This is a genomic window from Erwinia pyri, from assembly GCF_030758455.1.
Taxonomy (GTDB): domain Bacteria; phylum Pseudomonadota; class Gammaproteobacteria; order Enterobacterales; family Enterobacteriaceae; genus Erwinia; species Erwinia pyri.
This window is the reverse complement of record NZ_CP132353.1, coordinates 4,133,649-4,149,916: the sequence shown is the minus strand read 5'-3', so window position 1 is coordinate 4,149,916 and position 16,268 is coordinate 4,133,649. Positions and strand designations below refer to the sequence as shown.

The 16,268-nt window shown below is 55.4% G+C and carries 15 protein-coding genes; 12 read left to right on the top strand and 3 right to left on the bottom strand.

Annotated features, from left to right (window positions below; translation table 11 throughout):
- Nucleotides 1–8 precede the first annotated feature (8 nt).
- The 3 genes from Q3V30_RS19680 to Q3V30_RS19670 are packed head-to-tail and all read left to right on the top strand — an operon-like array spanning nucleotide 9 to nucleotide 3,296.
- Complete coding sequence (locus Q3V30_RS19680; protein ID WP_428979271.1) at nucleotides 9–1,352, top strand: amidase; 1,344 nt, start codon at nucleotides 9–11, stop codon at nucleotides 1,350–1,352.
- A gap of 2 nt (nucleotides 1,353–1,354) precedes the next feature.
- Complete coding sequence (locus Q3V30_RS19675; RefSeq protein ID WP_306208697.1) at nucleotides 1,355–1,990, top strand: DUF4286 family protein; 636 nt, start codon at nucleotides 1,355–1,357, stop codon at nucleotides 1,988–1,990.
- Complete coding sequence (locus tag Q3V30_RS19670) at nucleotides 1,983–3,296, top strand: MFS transporter (protein ID WP_306208695.1); 1,314 nt, start codon at nucleotides 1,983–1,985, stop codon at nucleotides 3,294–3,296. The genes Q3V30_RS19675 and Q3V30_RS19670 overlap by 8 nt, the downstream gene beginning before the upstream one ends.
- A gap of 55 nt (nucleotides 3,297–3,351) precedes the next feature.
- Here Q3V30_RS19670 and Q3V30_RS19665 read toward each other — a convergent pair whose 3' ends face one another.
- Entirely contained in the window at nucleotides 3,352–4,077 is a 726-nt protein-coding gene (locus tag Q3V30_RS19665; RefSeq protein ID WP_306208693.1) for an SDR family oxidoreductase, read from the bottom strand.
- Between the two features lie 118 nt (nucleotides 4,078–4,195).
- Between Q3V30_RS19665 and Q3V30_RS19660 the strand changes: the two genes are divergently transcribed.
- Nucleotides 4,196–5,107 (top strand): LysR family transcriptional regulator, encoded by a 912-nt coding sequence (locus tag Q3V30_RS19660; protein WP_306208692.1) that lies wholly within the window; start codon nucleotides 4,196–4,198, stop codon nucleotides 5,105–5,107.
- An 8-nt stretch (nucleotides 5,108–5,115) separates the two neighbouring features.
- Here the strand turns inward: Q3V30_RS19660 and Q3V30_RS19655 are convergent, their stop codons facing one another.
- Nucleotides 5,116–6,027: an AraC family transcriptional regulator gene (locus tag Q3V30_RS19655; protein ID WP_306208690.1), complete on the bottom strand. Its 912-nt coding sequence runs from the start codon at nucleotides 6,025–6,027 to the stop codon at nucleotides 5,116–5,118.
- A gap of 124 nt (nucleotides 6,028–6,151) precedes the next feature.
- On the opposite strand from Q3V30_RS19655, the gene Q3V30_RS19650 reads away from it, so the two are divergent.
- The 8 genes from Q3V30_RS19650 to ubiA all read left to right on the top strand — a co-directional run bounded on the left by Q3V30_RS19650 (nucleotide 6,152) and on the right by ubiA (nucleotide 13,696).
- The gene (locus Q3V30_RS19650; protein WP_306208688.1) at nucleotides 6,152–7,048 is read left to right on the top strand and encodes an SDR family oxidoreductase; all 897 of its coding nucleotides are present in this window, start codon (nucleotides 6,152–6,154) and stop codon (nucleotides 7,046–7,048) included.
- 656 nt (nucleotides 7,049–7,704) lie between these two features.
- Nucleotides 7,705–7,953 carry an exopolysaccharide production protein YjbE gene (gene yjbE, locus Q3V30_RS19645; RefSeq protein ID WP_306208686.1) on the top strand — a complete coding sequence of 83 codons (249 nt, stop codon included), beginning with the start codon at nucleotides 7,705–7,707 and terminating at the stop codon, nucleotides 7,951–7,953.
- 79 nt (nucleotides 7,954–8,032) lie between these two features.
- Nucleotides 8,033–8,680, top strand: a complete 648-nt coding sequence (locus tag Q3V30_RS19640) for a YjbF family lipoprotein (RefSeq protein ID WP_306208684.1) — start codon at nucleotides 8,033–8,035, stop codon at nucleotides 8,678–8,680.
- Complete coding sequence (locus Q3V30_RS19635) at nucleotides 8,677–9,432, top strand: capsule biosynthesis GfcC D2 domain-containing protein (protein WP_306208682.1); 756 nt, start codon at nucleotides 8,677–8,679, stop codon at nucleotides 9,430–9,432. The genes Q3V30_RS19640 and Q3V30_RS19635 overlap by 4 nt, the downstream gene beginning before the upstream one ends.
- Complete coding sequence (locus Q3V30_RS19630; protein WP_306208680.1) at nucleotides 9,432–11,528, top strand: YjbH domain-containing protein; 2,097 nt, start codon at nucleotides 9,432–9,434, stop codon at nucleotides 11,526–11,528. Before Q3V30_RS19635 ends, Q3V30_RS19630 begins: the two co-directional genes overlap by 1 nt.
- A 227-nt stretch (nucleotides 11,529–11,755) precedes the next feature.
- Nucleotides 11,756–12,154: a phosphate-starvation-inducible protein PsiE gene (psiE, locus tag Q3V30_RS19625; protein WP_306213259.1), complete on the top strand. Its 399-nt coding sequence runs from the start codon at nucleotides 11,756–11,758 to the stop codon at nucleotides 12,152–12,154.
- Nucleotides 12,155–12,282: 128 nt separating this feature from the next.
- Nucleotides 12,283–12,810, top strand: a complete 528-nt coding sequence (gene ubiC, locus Q3V30_RS19620) for a chorismate lyase (RefSeq protein WP_306208678.1) — start codon at nucleotides 12,283–12,285, stop codon at nucleotides 12,808–12,810.
- Nucleotides 12,811–12,829: 19 nt separating this feature from the next.
- On the top strand, nucleotides 12,830–13,696 hold the full coding sequence (ubiA, locus tag Q3V30_RS19615; protein ID WP_428979219.1) for a 4-hydroxybenzoate octaprenyltransferase: 867 nt from the start codon (nucleotides 12,830–12,832) through the stop codon (nucleotides 13,694–13,696).
- 57 nt (nucleotides 13,697–13,753) lie between these two features.
- Here ubiA and plsB read toward each other — a convergent pair whose 3' ends face one another.
- Nucleotides 13,754–16,177, bottom strand: a complete 2,424-nt coding sequence (gene plsB / locus Q3V30_RS19610; protein WP_306213258.1) for a glycerol-3-phosphate 1-O-acyltransferase PlsB — start codon at nucleotides 16,175–16,177, stop codon at nucleotides 13,754–13,756.
- Nucleotides 16,178–16,268: the final 91 nt, after the last annotated feature.

Below are 16,268 nucleotides of genomic sequence, written 5' to 3'. Positions count from 1 at the left end.
GCCGGATGATGAGCACTCTGTGGCAGGCGAGCCAGCAACTTCAGGCGGGCGCATCCGCACCCGAGACTTTTACCGAAAGCGCGTTACAAGCGGCAGGCGATCCCGGGGGCGAAGGCTCACGGGTCTTTATCCGACGCTATGAGGAGAGGGCGAAAAACGAGGTGCGCCAGGCAGGTCTGCGCTGGCAAAACCAGGCAGCGCTGAGTCCGATAGATGGGCTGCCGGTAAGCATTAAAGATTTGTTCGACGTGAAAGGCGAAGCGACCACCGCAGGATCGCGCCTGCTGGTTAACGCCCCGGCAGCCACGGCTGATGCGAGCGTGGTGACCAGGTTAACGCAGGCGGGCGCCGCCATTGTCGGCAAAACCAATATGACCGAATTCGCCTTCTCGGGACTGGGGATCAACCCGCACTACGGCACGCCAGCCAACCCCTGGCAGCCGCAGGAGAAACGCATTCCCGGCGGCTCCTCCTCTGGCGCGGCGGTGGCGGTTGCCAGCGGCATGTCTCTGGGCGCCATCGGTACCGATACCGGCGGTTCAGTGCGCATTCCCGCCGCGCTGTGCGGCCTCACCGGGTTTAAACCCACGGCCAGCCGTATCGATCAGCGCGGCACTCTGCCGCTCTCTGCGTCACTCGACAGCATTGGGGTAATAGCGCATGACGTCCGCAGCTGCTGGCTGCTGGACAGCGCGATCGCCGCTACGCCGCTGGAGCTTCAGACTTTTGATCTGAGCCAGGCGCAGTTTGCCATTCCGCAGACCCGCGTGCTGGACGATCTCGATGAAGAGGTTACCCTGGCCTGGCAAAAGGCTGTTGCTACGCTGCGCAAGGCAGGCGCCACGCTGACAGAGCTGCCGCTACGGGAACTGGATGAGCTGAATACCATGAACGCCCGCGGCGGCATCACCGCTTATGAAGCCTGGCAGTGGCATCAACACACCGCCCTGGCGCAGCCGGAGGCTTATGACCCGCAGGTGCTGGTGCGGGTACAGCGCGGCAGTCTGCTGACAGAGCAGGATGCCGCTGAACTTTATCAGCAGCGTGAAGCCTGGCGGCAGCGCATCAACCTTGCGCTAGTCGGATTCGACGCGCTGCTGATGCCTACCGTGCCGCGCATCGCCCCTACTATTGCCTCGCTGGACGATCCGCAACGTTATATGGAGATCAACGCCCTGATGCTGCGTAACCCCAGCGTTATCAACATGCTGGATGGCTGCGCCCTCTCTCTACCCTGCCATCAACCCGGCAACGCGCCGGTTGGCCTGAGCCTTGCTTCCGTCTATGGCGATGATGCCCGCCTAATCAGCTGGTCGCTTGCTGTGGAAACTGCCCTTAACTGGAGAGCCTGAACATGACCCATTCCCACGGCATGCTGTTTGTTGCCACCAATATTGGCGCTGAAGACGAAGCGGATTTTAACCAGTGGTATGACCATGAACACGTTGAGGAGCGCGTCGCTATTTCAGGCTTTCTGAGCGGCACGCGCTATCAGGCTGTTGATGCGGAGCGGAAATATCTTGGCCTTTATGAAACGACCTCTCTGGAAGCCTTTACCAGCGCAGATTATCATGCGGCCTTTACGCGCCAGACCGACTGGTCGGTAACAAATCTGCAAAAGATGGTTAATCCAATGCGCCGCGTCTGCGCAATCAGCCATACGCACGGTAAAGGTACCGGTCAACACCTGGCGGTGGTGACGCTGAAGGGAGAGGCCGATCCTGCGCGGTTAACCGCGTGGCAGCAGAGCGTGAGCCAGACGCCGGGGTATATTTCGTCCCGTCTGCTTACGCCAGATACCCAGCTCAGCTCACCGCTGCCGCGTGAAAACAGAGAGAACCGCCCGATGTTGCCCGTACTGCTGATTAGCTGCAGCAGCGCGCAAAGCTGCCAGCAGCTGGCCTTTGCCGCCACGGCAAGCCTGCCGGGTGATATTCAGCACTACGTCTTCAACTGGCAGTTAACCAAACAGGAGATGGCTCATGACTGATACCGACTCTACCCTGCATCAGGCGGTGCACGCTAAGCGTACCAAATCGAAAACCGGTCGCCTTGCTGCGGCCAGCTCGATCGGCACTGCGCTCGAATGGTATGACTTCACCGTCTATAACATCATGGCCGCGCTGGTGTTTAACCATGTCTTTTTCCCCAGCTTTGATCCGATAGTGGGTACGATCCTGGCCTTCTCCACCTATGCGGTGGGCTATATCTCGCGTCCGCTGGGAGGGTTTGTTTTTGGTCACCTCGGTGATGTCGCTGGCCGCAAGGCCGTGCTGATTATTACGCTGGTGATCATGGGCGTGACCACGGCATTAATGGGATTGCTGCCCGGTTATGCCGTCTGGGGCGTCTGGAGTCCGATCCTGCTGGTGGCGCTGCGATTTGTGCAGGGCATTGCGCTTGGCGGCGAATGGGCGGGCGCCGTGCTGCTCTCCATGGAGCACGGTGATGCTAATAAGCGCGGGCGGAACGCCTCGTTTGCTCAGGTCGGTCCCTCCTGCGGGACGCTGATCGGTACCGGCTTTATTACGCTGGTAACGGTCTTAATGAGCGGTGAACAGTTTCAGGCGTGGGGCTGGCGTATTCCCTTCCTGCTGAGCCTGCTGCTGGTGCTGTTTGGCCTCTGGCTGCGTCGTGGCGTTGAGGAGACGCCGACGTTTGTCGCCATGCAGGCGGCGGAAAAAACCACCCACACCCCGCTGAAAGAGGTGTTCGTGCGCTATCCCAAACAGCTGCTGATAGCTGGCGGCTCGCGTATCGGGTCTGACGTTCTCTACGCGCTGGTGGTGGTGTTCACGCTGACCTACGTCACGACGGTACTCCATCTGCCGCGGCCGCTGGCGCTGATAGCGACCATGCTTGGCGCCATCGGTAATGCGATTACCGTACCGATGTTTGGCGCGCTCTCCGATAAATGGGGCCGGCGTCCGGTCTATATTACCGGCGCGCTGCTGGCGATCGTCTGGTCCTTCCTCTTCTTTGTGCTGCTCGACAGCACGCAGCCGGTGCTGATTGTGCTGGGCGTGATTGGCGGCTTGCTGATCCATGCGATGATGTATGGTCCACAGGCGGCGTTTGTCACCGAGCAGTTCCCCAGCCATGTGCGTTATGCCGGTTCGTCGCTGGCCTATACGCTGGCGGGGATCATTGGCGGTGGATTTGCGCCGTTGATTATCACTACGCTCTATAAAGAGATGGGCAGCACGCTCTGGGTTTCACTCTATGTCAGCCTGGCGCTGGGCATAACCCTTATTGCGCTCTGGAAAGCAAAAGAGACGGCGCATCGTCCGCTCTGAGCAGAACATTTTGGCGAAGGATTGCCAAAATAGCCGCTTGCCGCCATAGCAGGTTTTACCAGGGCGCCCGGTTCTTGTCGAAGTAAAATCCCCCCGTCATATCCGCAGCGTTAAGCTCTGCCAGCCAGACGATCCCTGCGGCGGCCTGAGCAACGGTTCGGTAGCCGGTATGCCCATTGAAATCTGTGGCTGTGTAGCCGGGGTCCACTGCGTTAACGCTGATGCCAGACGCCGCAAGCTCTCTGGCAAAGGCAACGGTCACCGCATTCAGGGCCGTTTTCGAGCTGGTGTAACCCATCGCCTCAACCTGAGAATAGGGATGAGCGGCATCGGAAACCCAGCTCAGCGATCCTAATCCGCTGCTGACCATCACGATTTTAGCGCCAGAGGCGGCTTTAAGTAGCGGCAGGAAGGCCTGGGTCATGCGTATGGCACCGAACACATTGGTTTCATAAACGCGTTGAATATCGGTAAGACTCTGCGTACTCGGCGCGACAGGCTGGGCGCCGGAAATCCCGGCATTGTTGATCAGAACATCCAGTTTCCCCTCCTCTTTAAGGAGCTGCTCAGCCGCAGCTTCTACGCTCTTGTTATCAGTTACATCCACCAGCAAAAGCCGTGCATCAATGCCCTGGGCCGCCAGTTCAGACACCGCTGTTAATCCCCGATTTTTGTCACGGCTTCCCAGCCATACCCGATAGCCGAGCAAGCCCAGCTGGCGGGCGGTTTCGAAGCCGATGCTTTTATTGGCACCGGTAATCACGACATTTTTTCTACTCAAGTTAGCCCCCTCAGTTATGCGTAAAGGCAAGGTGAATGCCTTACCGCTGGCAGAGATCTACTTATAAACTGAACAAGAGTGTTTGATAATATAAGCTGATACGAATACGCTGATCGCTATGCCGAACAATAGCCTGCCGCCTGACATGAATGATTTGTCGATTTTTCTCGCCGTGTTTGAAGAGAATAACTTCAGAGCTGCCGCCCGGCGGCTTGGCCTCTCTCCGTCAACCGTCAGCGAAAGGATTTCCGTACTGGAGCTTAGTCTGGGCGCGCCGCTGCTGATCCGCACCACCCGTAGCGTCATGCCAACAGAAGCTGGCCGGGCGCTGGCGTCCCGTATCTCCCCGCTGCTCGCTGAAATGAGAGCCGCGCTCAACGATGTTGCAAGCTCTCAGCAACATGTACGGGGCGTGCTTAAGCTGAACGTCACCGGCGCGGTAATGACCGATATTCTTCCCCCTTTGCTTGACCGGTTTCTTACACGTCATCCGCAGGTGAGAGTGGAAATCGTGGTCGAGGATCGGCTGGTAGATGCGATAGCCGCGGGTTGTGATGCAGGGATCCGCTATGGCGAGCACCTGGCAAAAGACACCATAGCTGTGCCTGTTGGCCCCAGGAGACAACGGCTGGCCTTAGCGGCCGCGCCTTCTTATCTGGAAAAACGGGGATATCCTCTGACTCCCCGCGATTTACTCGATCACGACTGCATACGCCTGAAATTTTCCAGCGGCGCGCTGGTCAGCTGGGAGTTTGAGCGAGATGGAGAGACCCTGATTGTTGATCCGCCGGGGCGTCTGATCGTCGGCGTTAATGGCGTTTCCGCTGCCATCGATCTTGCCCGCACGGGGCAGGGGATTATTGCGACGTTTGAGAACTGGCTGCAGCCCGGTTTTCAGAGCGGCGATCTTCACCCCGTGCTGCCAGAGTGGTGGAGCACGTTTGAAGGGCCATGGCTCTATTTTTCCAGCCGGTTTACCTCTGCGCCGCTGCGCGCATTTATCGATTTTCTGGCGGAACAGCGCACATAAACAGGGAGTTACCGCTGTTTGCGTAAAGAGAGTTGACCCGGAGAAGAGCCGATAACGCGTTTAAATGCTTTTCTGAAAGCGCTCTCCGACTCATACCCTAATGAGGTTGAGATAGTCAGGATAGAATCGCCTGAATGTTGTAGTCGGTCGCACGCCAGCAGCATTCTCCATTGCGTCAGATATTCTATCGGCGCAGTTCCTACCGTTTCCCTGAAACGTTTTGCAAATACTGAACGCGACATTCCCACCGCCAGAGCAAGCTTTTCTAAGGTCCAGCTATGCCCGGGCTTATCATGCATGCATGCCAGGGCAATACTCAGATGCTTATCCCTCAAGGCAAACAGCCAGCCAACGTTAGTGCTGGAGCTCTCATCTGCGTGCAACCGCAATGCCTGAATTAACAGCATAAAAGCCAGTTGCTGCACGATTAGCCCGCTGCCGGGCTGAGGAGTTCTTACCTCCTGAACCATGCGCTCAAGCGCCCAACGCATTGCCGTGCTGTCTGACTCTTTGCGAATATGAACAATGGGCGGCAGTGAACCCAAAAGCATTTGGGCAGGGCGGCCAGCAAGCAGAAAGTGGCCGCCTACCAGGAAACAGCTCTGCTCTTCATCCGCCTTAAAGGCTGTATCTGAGGTCATTGTGGTACGCACAGCCTGAAAATCTACAGGCTTCGCCGATAAATCCGTTGTGAGTCTGAAAGGTGGGCCTGGCGGCAACAGGTAACAATCTCCTGCAGTAAGACGTATCAAATCTGCAACGCCTTCGACCGATAGCCAGCACTGCCCGGATACCACGGCATAACATTTGATACCGTCATGCTGCGGCCACTGCACTGCCAGCCCATCATTAAGGACAACGCCGCCCGAAACATAGCTCTCAGGCTTAAGCAGTGATAACAACTGTGAAAGCGGATCCATCTTTACTCCGGACGATCGGACATAAAACAGCGACCATACACCATAGATCGTATTACATGAAAGACTTAGAGTTGCGTAGCGGGGTGCAAAAGCACGTTATTAATCACACTAAGGTGAACTCACAATGCGTATCTTCCTCACCGGCGCGACCGGTTTTATCGGCACTGCTTTAGTAAGTCAACTTATCGCGGCTGGGTATCAGGTTGTCGGGCTTACAAGAAGCCAGCAAGGGGCTGATATTTTAAAGGCTGCAGGTGCTGAGGCACATTTTGGCGATATTGAGGACGTTGACAGCCTGCGGCGGGGCGCAATGTTGAGTGATGGCGTTATTCATACCGCATTCAATCACGATTTTTCTACCTTCATAACGAATTGTGAAAAGGATCGGCTGGCTATTCTGGCAATGGGTAAAGCACTGGAAGGCACGCAGCGGCCGTTGATTATTACTTCTGGCGTGGGGATGGGGTCAGCGGGGCAAAGCGCCCTGGCTGATGAGGACCATTTTAATCCTGAACATCAGAATCCGCGTAAGGCATCGGAACTGGCAGGAGTCGAAGTCTCAGATAAAGGCGTCAATGTTTCTGTGATCCGACTTTCGCAGGTTCATAACCCCTGCAAGCAGGGCTTAATCACCTCCCTGATTGAAATTGCCCGACAGAAGGGGATCTCAGCGTACGTTGATGAAGGGAAAAATCGCTGGGCGGCGGTACATCTTGGTGATGTTGCGCTGCTCTATATTCTGGCCCTGGAAAAAAATAGCCCCGGTAGCCGATACCATGCTGTAGCAGAAGAAGGTATTTCCATGCGAAAGATTGCCGAAACGATTGGGCTTATTCTCAATGTACCCGTTGTGCCTATTGCCTCCTCAGATGCCTCCGCTCATTTTGGCTGGATGAGTCATTTTGTTGTTCAGGAGATGTCTGCATCAAGTGCATTGACCCGGGAGCGTCTGGCATGGAAACCGGTGGGGCCGGACCTGATTACCGATCTTGAGCAAATGTCGGTTCAGGAAAGGCAGTAGTCAGTTAATCCCGGGGGGCAGGCAATGATTATGTCTGGCGTGCTTTTAGAATTTTCAGTTCCCTTAAGGCACTAACCAGCACCCGACTTTCCGCTGTCAGATCCGACTTTATCTGTTTATGGACCTGGTTGACATTACCTCTGATTCTCTTCATCCCCCGATAGCCGTTACGTGAGACAGTCGCTAAAGCAGGTGAAAGCGCTTTATCGCCCCCAAAAATAGATAAAGTCACAGGCTGCCAGGTAAGGATAATCTTAAATATCACCCTTTTGCTTTGATTTTCTTAAGGATAAATCTGAAAGAATAAACGGCGATTTAACCCGGTTCTGCTGCCGATCCCTTGCTAATATTCTGAAATATAAAACCTTTACTGCAATAACTCGCTTTCAGCGCCACCTCCGGTGATTTCGCCTTCCTAAAGGACATTATTAGCGAATGATACTAATAAGTGGCCCTGACATAGTTATAAACACTAATATATTGAATTATTTAGTCAAATGTTGCCCTGAGTGGGCAAAGCGTGCTTATTTTAGACAAAGAAAAGGGCCTCTGCGACGGTGAGGATCCCCCTCAATTCTGGCCATTGATTGCCTTATACTGGAGCCGCCTGAAAACCTTCAGGTGAGGTATCCATTCATTTAATGAAGGGAAATGTTATGAAAAAAGTCTTATGTGCTGCTGCAGCCATAGTGTACTTAGCCAGTGCTTCAGCCGCTTTTGCTGCGCCTGAAGAAGCTGGCGCTGCCGCCGGTGCTACTGCGGGGACACTCTCCGCCGGAACCACCACGGCAGTAGGTGTGGGTGCGCTTGGCGCACTGGTTGGTGTTGCTCTGGCAGCATCCAGTGGTGGCAACGGTTCTAATACCGGCACCACTACAACTACCACCACCAGCACCACGCGTTAAGTGCGGTAAATTAATCATAACCACACGTTTGTGTGGTTATTTTTTGACATTGTCAGACTTTGCTCAGGGACACACACCGGTGCGCTACCTATCACTGCTGCTTTGCTGCCTGCTTCTCCAGGCCTGTACACAAACACAAAAAGGGCTTGGAGAGACGGTAAAACTCGCCCTGCTCGGGCCGGATGACGTTCAGGTTACCGATCAACAAGTTGAAAATCTGCCTTATGCCAGCATGTACCTGCGCGTGAATAACGGGCAGCGTATTTTTGTGGTGCTGGGCTTCGATGAAAACGGCCAGCAAAAATGGATCACCCGCGATCAATCAGTGGTGGTCACCCAGCATGGGCGCGTGGTGAAAACGCTGGGACTGGCTGACAACCTCGGTGATGTCACCAATCTGAGCCAGGATCCGCTGTCAAATCCACTCGAACTGACGGAAGGGGCAGGCTGGACACGTACCCTGAGCTGGACTGAAGCAGGTAAATTCCGGGCAGCAACCGCTACCTCCCACTTTACGCGTCTGAAAGATCAGGTTCTGCTGCTGGCAGGCAATAACGTTGCGTGTCGCGTCTGGCAGGAGGAGGTTGAGCTGCCCTCAGAGGGCAAATCCTGGCGCAACACCTTCTGGATTGATACCACCACCGGAGAGGTTCGCCAGTCACAGCAGACGCTGGGCGGTGACTATTTCCCTCTTGAAACCACTATCCTGAAGCCTGCGAAATCATGAAAAAAATAACTCTTCTTCTCGCAGGGATCGCTGCCTGCGTCTCGCTGAGCGTGCGTGCGGAAAGTCAGGTAACGGTTTACTCCCCGGGGCAGACGCAGACGGCGACGGTTACTCATGCACAGAATCTGGCCCAGTTAGTCAGTAGCCCCGCGCTGGCAGGAAAAACCTGGTGGCCCGGTACGGTGATTGCAGAAAAACTGGCGACCGCCGCTGCGGTTCAGCAGCAGCAGCAAGTTATGGCGCGCCTGAAAGCCTGGAGTAATGCCCTGCATGCGGACGGCGATGCCACTCTTGCGGCCGTGGTGGATAACGTGCTGCAACAGGTGGCCGCGGTGAAAGTCACAGGGCGGCAATTCACCAATCTTGATCCCGATTGGGTTCGCGTACGTCCCGCTGCCAACCGGACGCTGGCAGGGGATTACAGCGTCTATACGCTGCAAAAGCCCACCACTATCACCCTGGCAGGCGCTATCACCGGAAGTGGTAAAACCTCCTGGCTGCCTGGCCGGAGCGTGGTGGATTACCTGCAGGATCACGACAACCTGTCGGGCGCAGAGCGGAACGTTGCGGTGCTGATTGCCCCCAACGGTGAGGCCAGTGAAGTGCCTGTCGCTTACTGGAACCGCCGCCACGTTGAGCCTGAAGCTGGCAGCACTATTTACGTTGGCTTTTCCTCATGGACGCTGCCTGGCGACGATGAAGACCTTAACCAGCAGATTGTTTCTGTTTTGACGCATCGGATCCCTGACTGATGAAAAAATCTTATCTTCTCAGCCTGTTAGCTATTTCTGTCGCCTGCGCCTGTCAGGCTCAGGCGGCAACCTTTCCCGATCCGGTGGGGCCTTCGCAGTCCGATTTCGGCGGGGTGGGCCTGTTGCAGGTTCCCACCGCGCGGATGGCAAAAGATGGCGAATTCAGCCTGAACTACCGTTATAACGATCAGTATCGCTTCTACTCTTCATCGGTTCAGCTTTTCCCCTGGCTGGAAGCGACCATTCGCTATACGGATGTGAAAACCCGCCGCTACAGCGCCGTGGACAGCTTCAGCGGAAGCCAGAGCTACAAGGATAAAGCGTTCGATTTGAAAGCCCGACTCTGGCAGGAGGGTTACTGGCTGCCGGAAGTGGCCGTAGGGGCGCGGGATCTGGGCGGTACTGGCCTGTTTGACAGCGAATATCTGGTAGCGACCAAAGCCTGGGGACCGTTTGACTTCACTCTGGGTCTCGGCTTTGGTTATCTGGGCAACAGCGGCACGGTGAAAAACCCGTTCTGTGAAGCAGACAGCAGCTACTGTTACCGTTCTGATACCAACGGGACGGCAGGTTCTGTCAGCGGCAAAGATATGTTTAAAGGCCCGGCAGCGATTTTCGGCGGCGTGGAGTATCAGACTCCCTGGCAGCCGCTTCGCCTGAAGGCGGAATATGAAGGCAACGATTATCAGGATGATTTTGCCGGCCGCCTTGAACAGAAAAGCAAAGTTAACGTTGGCGCAATCTATCGCCTTACGGAGTGGGCAGACGTCAATGTCAGCTACGAGCGCGGCAATACCTTTATGGCTGGCTTCACGCTGCGCACCAACTTCAACGATCTGCATACGGCTTCGATTGACTCGCCAAAACCCGCTTATCAACCGCAGCCGCAGGGTGAATTCCTTGAGCAGACCGCCGTGGCGAGCCAGCTGACCGATCTGAAATATAACGCCGGGCTGGATGCGCCAAATATTCAGGTGCAGGGCAACACGCTCTACGCCTCCGGGCGGCAGACAAAATATCGCAATACCCAGGAAGGGGTGGATCGCGCTAACGTGATCCTGATGAATAACCTGCCAGCTAACATCGACACGCTGAAGGTCACGGAAATCCGCGACCGGATGCCGCAGGTCACCACGGAAACCAACGTCGCCAGCCTGCGCCAGCAGCTGGAAGGCTATCCGCTGGGCAAAGAGCAGACGCTGGATCAAAAGCGTGTGGAGCCGGTCGATCCGGGCCATACCGAGCAGGGCTACTATATTGATGCTGATGACTTCAACTACAGCATTGCGCCGGTTCTGAATCAGTCTGTTGGCGGCCCGGAGAGCTTCTATCTCTATCAGGTCGGCGTAATGGCCAACGCAAATTACTGGCTGACGAAGCACCTGCTGATTGACGGTAGCGTGTTCGGCAACCTGGCAAACAACTACGATAAATTCAATTACAACGGTGCGCCAAACGACTCTTCACTGCCTCGCGTTCGTACCCATATTCGCGACTATGTGGAAAACAACGTCTACGTTAACAATCTGCAGGCCAACTACATGCACGCCCTGGGCAACGGCTTCTACGGTCAGCTCTATGGCGGCTACCTGGAGACCATGTATGGTGGCGTAGGGGGCGAAGTGCTCTACCGTCCGCTGGACTCTGACTGGGCAGTGGGCATTGATGCCAACTACGTCAAACAGCGTGACTGGGACAATATGATGCAGTTTACCGACTACACGGCAAAAGTCGGTAATCTGACGGCCTACTGGCGTCCTTCATTCTTTAATAACCAGGTACTGGTGAAAGCGAGCGTGGGTCAGTATCTGGCCGAGGATAAAGGGGCCACAATTGATGTCTCCCGCCAGTTCGACAGCGGTGTGATTGTGGGCGCTTACGCCACCAAAACTAACGTTTCGGCGGAAGAGTATGGCGAAGGGGATTTCACCAAAGGCTTCTACATCTCGATTCCAATGGATCTGTTTACTGCTTCGCCAACGCGTGGCCGTGCACAGGTAAGCTGGACGCCGTTAACGCGTGATGGCGGCCAGATGCTGGGCCGTAAATACCAGCTGTATGACATGACCAGCGACAGGGACCGCGATTTCCGCTAACCCGGCCAGAAGGTCTGAAAAGGGTGCACTTTGTGCGCCCTTTTTTATTGGGACAAACCACTGCCTCAGCATCTGTTACAGAGCGTGAAAGTTTTCCTCAAAGCCCCGGGGGTTACCCCGGAAAGCGGGGCAGTCAGCAAGCAAAACTTGTGAACTGGCTCACACTAAAGCATATTGTGCGTATCAGGATTAACCTGATCAATAACAGTGATTTCAGAGGGTTTACCATGATTACCGCCACGCGTATCGCCTGGTTATTACAGATGCTGCTGAACATAGGGCTGATAGGACTGGCCTGCATTCTGGCCGTGTTTTTAGGCAAGGAGACTATTCATCTGGCCAACGTATTGCTGAACACCGGCGAACAGACCTCCTCCTATTTATTGATTGATGGAATAGTGATCTATTTCCTCTACTTCGAATTTATTGCCCTGATCGTAAAATACTTTCAGTCGGGCTATCACTTCCCGCTGCGCTATTTCGTCTATATCGGCATCACGGCCATTATTCGCCTGATCATTGTTGATCATAAAAATCCGCTGGATACGCTCGCCTACTCTGTCGCTATCCTGATTCTGGTAATCACTCTCTGGCTGGCTAACAGCAATCGCCTGAAGCGTGAATAATTTCCGGCGCGCCCCGACAGGGGCGCAACGTCCCCGCCAAAAATCGCATTAATTTCCCTTCTCAGGCTGTGTTCTCCCTTAACCTCTGCGTTACACTGTGGCCCCCAATTTTTGCCCGGAGAAGCCGAATGGCTGAAAACGCGCTGACGCAATTGCGCGCCCTTGAGTGGCTTCCTGCCTCCTCGCCCTTGCTGACCGCTCCGCTGCTGGACTGGTTGATGGAAGAAGATTCCATGACACAACGTTTTGAACGTCATTGTGAAAAAGTGACGGTGAACATTGTGCGTGAAGGCTTTATTGGTGCAGAGGATGCGGCGCAGGAGGTAACATTTTTACCTCAGGAGCCCCGCTACTGGCTGCGTGAGATTTTGCTGTGCGGCGACGGTGTGCCCTGGCTCGCTGGACGGACAATCGTCCCTGAATCAACCCTGATCGGGCCAGAGCAGATGTTGCAACAGTTGGGCACCCGCCCGCTGGGACGCTATCTTTTTTCTTCCTCAACGCTGACGCGGGATTTTATCGAGCCTGGTCAGCACAAGGAGTTGTGGGGACGCCGTTCCCGCCTGCGTCTCTCCGGCAAGCCGCTATTATTGACCGAACTGTTTTTACCGCCGGCGCCGCTCTATCAGTCGCTGCTGGCTAAAGGGAACCCGTAACGTGGAGAGAACGCTTCCTGTGAGTAAATTTCAGGCCTACAGCCGCCTGATGCGCATCGACAAGCCGATTGGCTCGTTGCTGCTGCTGTGGCCCACCTTTTGGGCGCTGTGGCTGGCAGGCAGAGAGATCCCGCCGCTTAACGTGCTGATCGTGTTCACCCTTGGCGTATTCTTTATGCGCGCCGCTGGCTGCGTGGTTAATGATTTTGCCGATCGTAAAATTGACGGGCATGTTAAGCGCACCCAGGCACGTCCTTTACCCAGCGGCGCGGTGACCTCCAGAGAGGCAAAACTGCTGTTTGCCGGGCTGGTGCTGGTCTCGTTCTGTCTGGTGCTGACCATGAATGCCATGACCATCTGGCTCTCTTTTGGCGGCCTGGCGCTGGCCTGGGTCTATCCGTTTATGAAGCGCTATACCCATCTGCCGCAGGTGGTGCTGGGCGCGGCGTTTGGCTGGGCTATTCCAATGGGATGGGCGGCAGTAAGCGAAACCGTGCCGCTGGTTTGCTGGCTGCTGTTTGCCGCTAATATCTGCTGGACGGTAGCTTATGACACGCTCTATGCGATGGTGGACAGAGATGATGACTTAAAGATTGGCGTGAAGTCGACAGCGATCCTGTTTGGTCGCTTTGATAAGCTCATCGTGGGCCTTCTGCAGCTGACGACGCTGATATTAATGGCGCTGATTGGCTGGATGATGCAGCTTGGCGGCGCTTTTTACTGGTCAATCCTGCTGGCTGGCACGCTCTTTATCCATCAGCAGAAGCTGATCTCCGCCCGCGAACGCGATGCCTGCTTCAAAGCCTTTCTGAACAACAATTACGTGGGGTTAGTGCTGTTTATCGGTATTGCGTTAAGCACCTCTCCGCTGGTCAACTGGCTGTGACAAGCCATAAAAAAGGGTCGATGATTGCTCATCGACCCTTTTTAACAGCGTCACTATTTACTCGTGCGGTCCCGCACTTTCGATAGTCATCCGCACTTCCTGAGTGATTAAATCAGCCAGCATCTGATAGACCTTATGCGTCTGCTCAACCTGAGCATCGCCGGTATCGCTGATATAGCCTTCATCACGCAGCGTCAGCACCAGCGTCGAGAAGACCGCTTTGTCGAAGAATTCAGGCGCATTGATACCATGCAGTACCGACAGGCGCTGAGCCATGGTCCGGCTCTCTTTTTCCAGCGTCCCGCGGTTAATCGACGGATTGGCGCTGAGAATAGAGAAGGTAATGGCGTAGCGCTGCAGCGTCTCTCGCACACCCGCAGCCAGCAGCTGTAGCGTAGGGAAACGGGCCGGGCTGAGACGCAGCATCTGGTCATCCGCCGTCAACAGTCCCTGACGCGCCATCTCACTCACCAGCAGATCCAGCACCGCCGGCAGATCTTCTTTATTCCAGTGCAGGAACAGCTCGCTTTTGAGCATTGGATAGATCACGCTAATCTGGCGCAGCAGCTCGGCCCGCGTCAGCTCACGGTAATGCATCAGGATCACCGCTATCAGCGACGGCATCACCAGCATGTGATGCACGTTGTTGCGGTAGTAGGTCATCAGAACCGCCTGCTCGCGAGGCAGGACGATGATTTCACCAATATTATCCTGCTCAATTTCAAACTTGTTCATGCTCAGCGCGTGGTCAAGCAGCGCTTCCGGCGTCATCTCCGGCACGGTTGAGTCTGAAGAGTAGGGCACGTTGCGCAGCAGCTGTACATAACAGGTGAGCTGCTCAACGAGCTGCTCGCGCGTCAGGGAACGCTGGCGGGAGGCCAGCAGAGCCGTCACGCAAAGGTTCATCGCGTTTGCGGCGCCGGCGTTGTTGATGCTGACCATCACGCGCTGAGCAATATCATTGACCGCTGGCGTCAGCCAGGCGGGGCGCTGGGCTTCAATCGGGTCGATCGCTTCCCGCCACTCCGGCACGTGCTTGTTGAGATAAGCCACCAGAGGCAGCGGCTCACCGAAGTTTACGTAGCCCTGGCCGAGATTACGCAGCTTACGCAGCCCGCGAACCATCGACATAAAGCCCTCTTTCTCTTTGGTAGCGCCGCGCAGCTCTTTTGCGTAAGTCCCCACCTCCATTACGTGCTCATAACCGATATAGATCGGCACCAGCGTAATAGGGCGGTTACCGCCGCGCAGCATCGCCTGAATAGTCATCGACAGCGTGCCGGTTTTCGGGTCAAGCAGGCGACCGGTACGTGAGCGGCCGCCCTCTACAAAGTATTCAACCGAGTAGCCACGGGTAAAGAGTTCACCCAGATATTCGCGGAACACGGTGGAGTAGAGCTTGTTACCTTTAAAGGTACGCCGGATAAAGAAGGCGCCCAGACGACGGAAAATCGGCCCTGCTGGCCAGAAATTGAGGTTGATACCGGCAGCGATGTGCGGCGGCACCAGCCCCTGGTGATAGAGCACATAAGAGAGCAGCAGGTAATCCATATGGCTACGGTGGCAGGGCACATAGACGATTTCATGACCGTCCTGAGCCAGCTGGCGCACGCGTTCACCGCCGTTGACGTTAATGCCCTGATAGAGCCGGCTCCATGTCCAGCCCATGATGCGGTCCGTAAGGCGAATCGCTTCATAGGAGAAATCAGCGGCAATCTCTTCCATCAGCTCAATGGCATTCTGCTGGGCTTTCTCGTGGGAGATTTTCTTGCTGCGCGCCTCATCCTCTACCGCTTTTGCAATCGCTTTCGACTGCAACAGCTTGTTGAACAGATCCTGGCGGACGGGCAGACGGGGACCCACTGCAGCCAGACGCTGGCGGGCAAAGTGCATTCTCGCCACTCTTGCCAGCTTCTGGGCAATGCTTTTATCCGTACCGTGTTCGGTAGCCATGCGGCGAAGCGACACCATCGGTGAGAAACGCACAAAGCTGTCGCGGCCTAACCACAGCACGGCAACGAATTTCTGTACGCCGTTCAGCACGCGCAGATGGGGCTGATCGTCACCCTGCACTTCGCGGCCAGGCGCCCGGCCAAACATCACAGAGACCGGCACCATCTGCACATCCAGTAAAGGATTGCTGCGGTGGAGATCCAGGTACTCATGGAACAGTTTCACCGATTCCACGTTTGGCACGAAGTAGGGGAAGACACGCGGGCCATCATGGATAAAGACGTGCCGAGGCAGTACCGTTCCGTCGATTTCAAGCGGATCCAGCGGATCGGGGAGATCCTGTTTGCGGCACTGTTCACGCAGCGCCAGCAGATCGGCCTTTGAATCATAGGGCAGCACATACATAATAGGGCGCGATGTGTCGAGCGACAGCTCAGTGACCGGCTCGGCAGGAATCGCTTTACTCTTTACCAGAAATTTAACCGGTAAATTCAATACTTTATAATATAAGTTACGCCAACCTGACATAGACAACATGAAGCCTCTTGTTAGCAAAGCGCCGCAAGCATACCAGAAAGCGCCAGTGAGATCTGTGGTGTTGCAAAATGTGCGCCACCCA

Excerpts from the sequence above, each read along its gene's own strand:
- Q3V30_RS19635 (WP_306208682.1), top strand. The coding sequence starts at position 8,677 with ATGAAAAAAATAACTCTTCTTCTCGCAGGGATCGCTGCCTGCGTCTCG.
- Q3V30_RS19650 (WP_306208688.1), top strand. The coding sequence starts at position 6,152 with ATGCGTATCTTCCTCACCGGCGCGACCGGTTTTATCGGCACTGCTTTA.
- plsB (WP_306213258.1), bottom strand. The coding sequence starts at position 16,177 with ATGTCAGGTTGGCGTAACTTATATTATAAAGTATTGAATTTACCGGTT.
- Q3V30_RS19675 (WP_306208697.1), top strand. The coding sequence starts at position 1,355 with ATGACCCATTCCCACGGCATGCTGTTTGTTGCCACCAATATTGGCGCT.
- Q3V30_RS19655 (WP_306208690.1), bottom strand. The coding sequence starts at position 6,027 with ATGGATCCGCTTTCACAGTTGTTATCACTGCTTAAGCCTGAGAGCTAT.
- psiE (WP_306213259.1), top strand. The coding sequence starts at position 11,756 with ATGATTACCGCCACGCGTATCGCCTGGTTATTACAGATGCTGCTGAAC.
- yjbE (WP_306208686.1), top strand. The coding sequence starts at position 7,705 with ATGAAAAAAGTCTTATGTGCTGCTGCAGCCATAGTGTACTTAGCCAGT.
- Q3V30_RS19680 (WP_428979271.1), top strand. The coding sequence starts at position 9 with ATGAGCACTCTGTGGCAGGCGAGCCAGCAACTTCAGGCGGGCGCATCC.
- Q3V30_RS19630 (WP_306208680.1), top strand. The coding sequence starts at position 9,432 with ATGAAAAAATCTTATCTTCTCAGCCTGTTAGCTATTTCTGTCGCCTGC.
- Q3V30_RS19670 (WP_306208695.1), top strand. The coding sequence starts at position 1,983 with ATGACTGATACCGACTCTACCCTGCATCAGGCGGTGCACGCTAAGCGT.
- ubiC (WP_306208678.1), top strand. The coding sequence starts at position 12,283 with ATGGCTGAAAACGCGCTGACGCAATTGCGCGCCCTTGAGTGGCTTCCT.
- Q3V30_RS19660 (WP_306208692.1), top strand. The coding sequence starts at position 4,196 with ATGCCGAACAATAGCCTGCCGCCTGACATGAATGATTTGTCGATTTTT.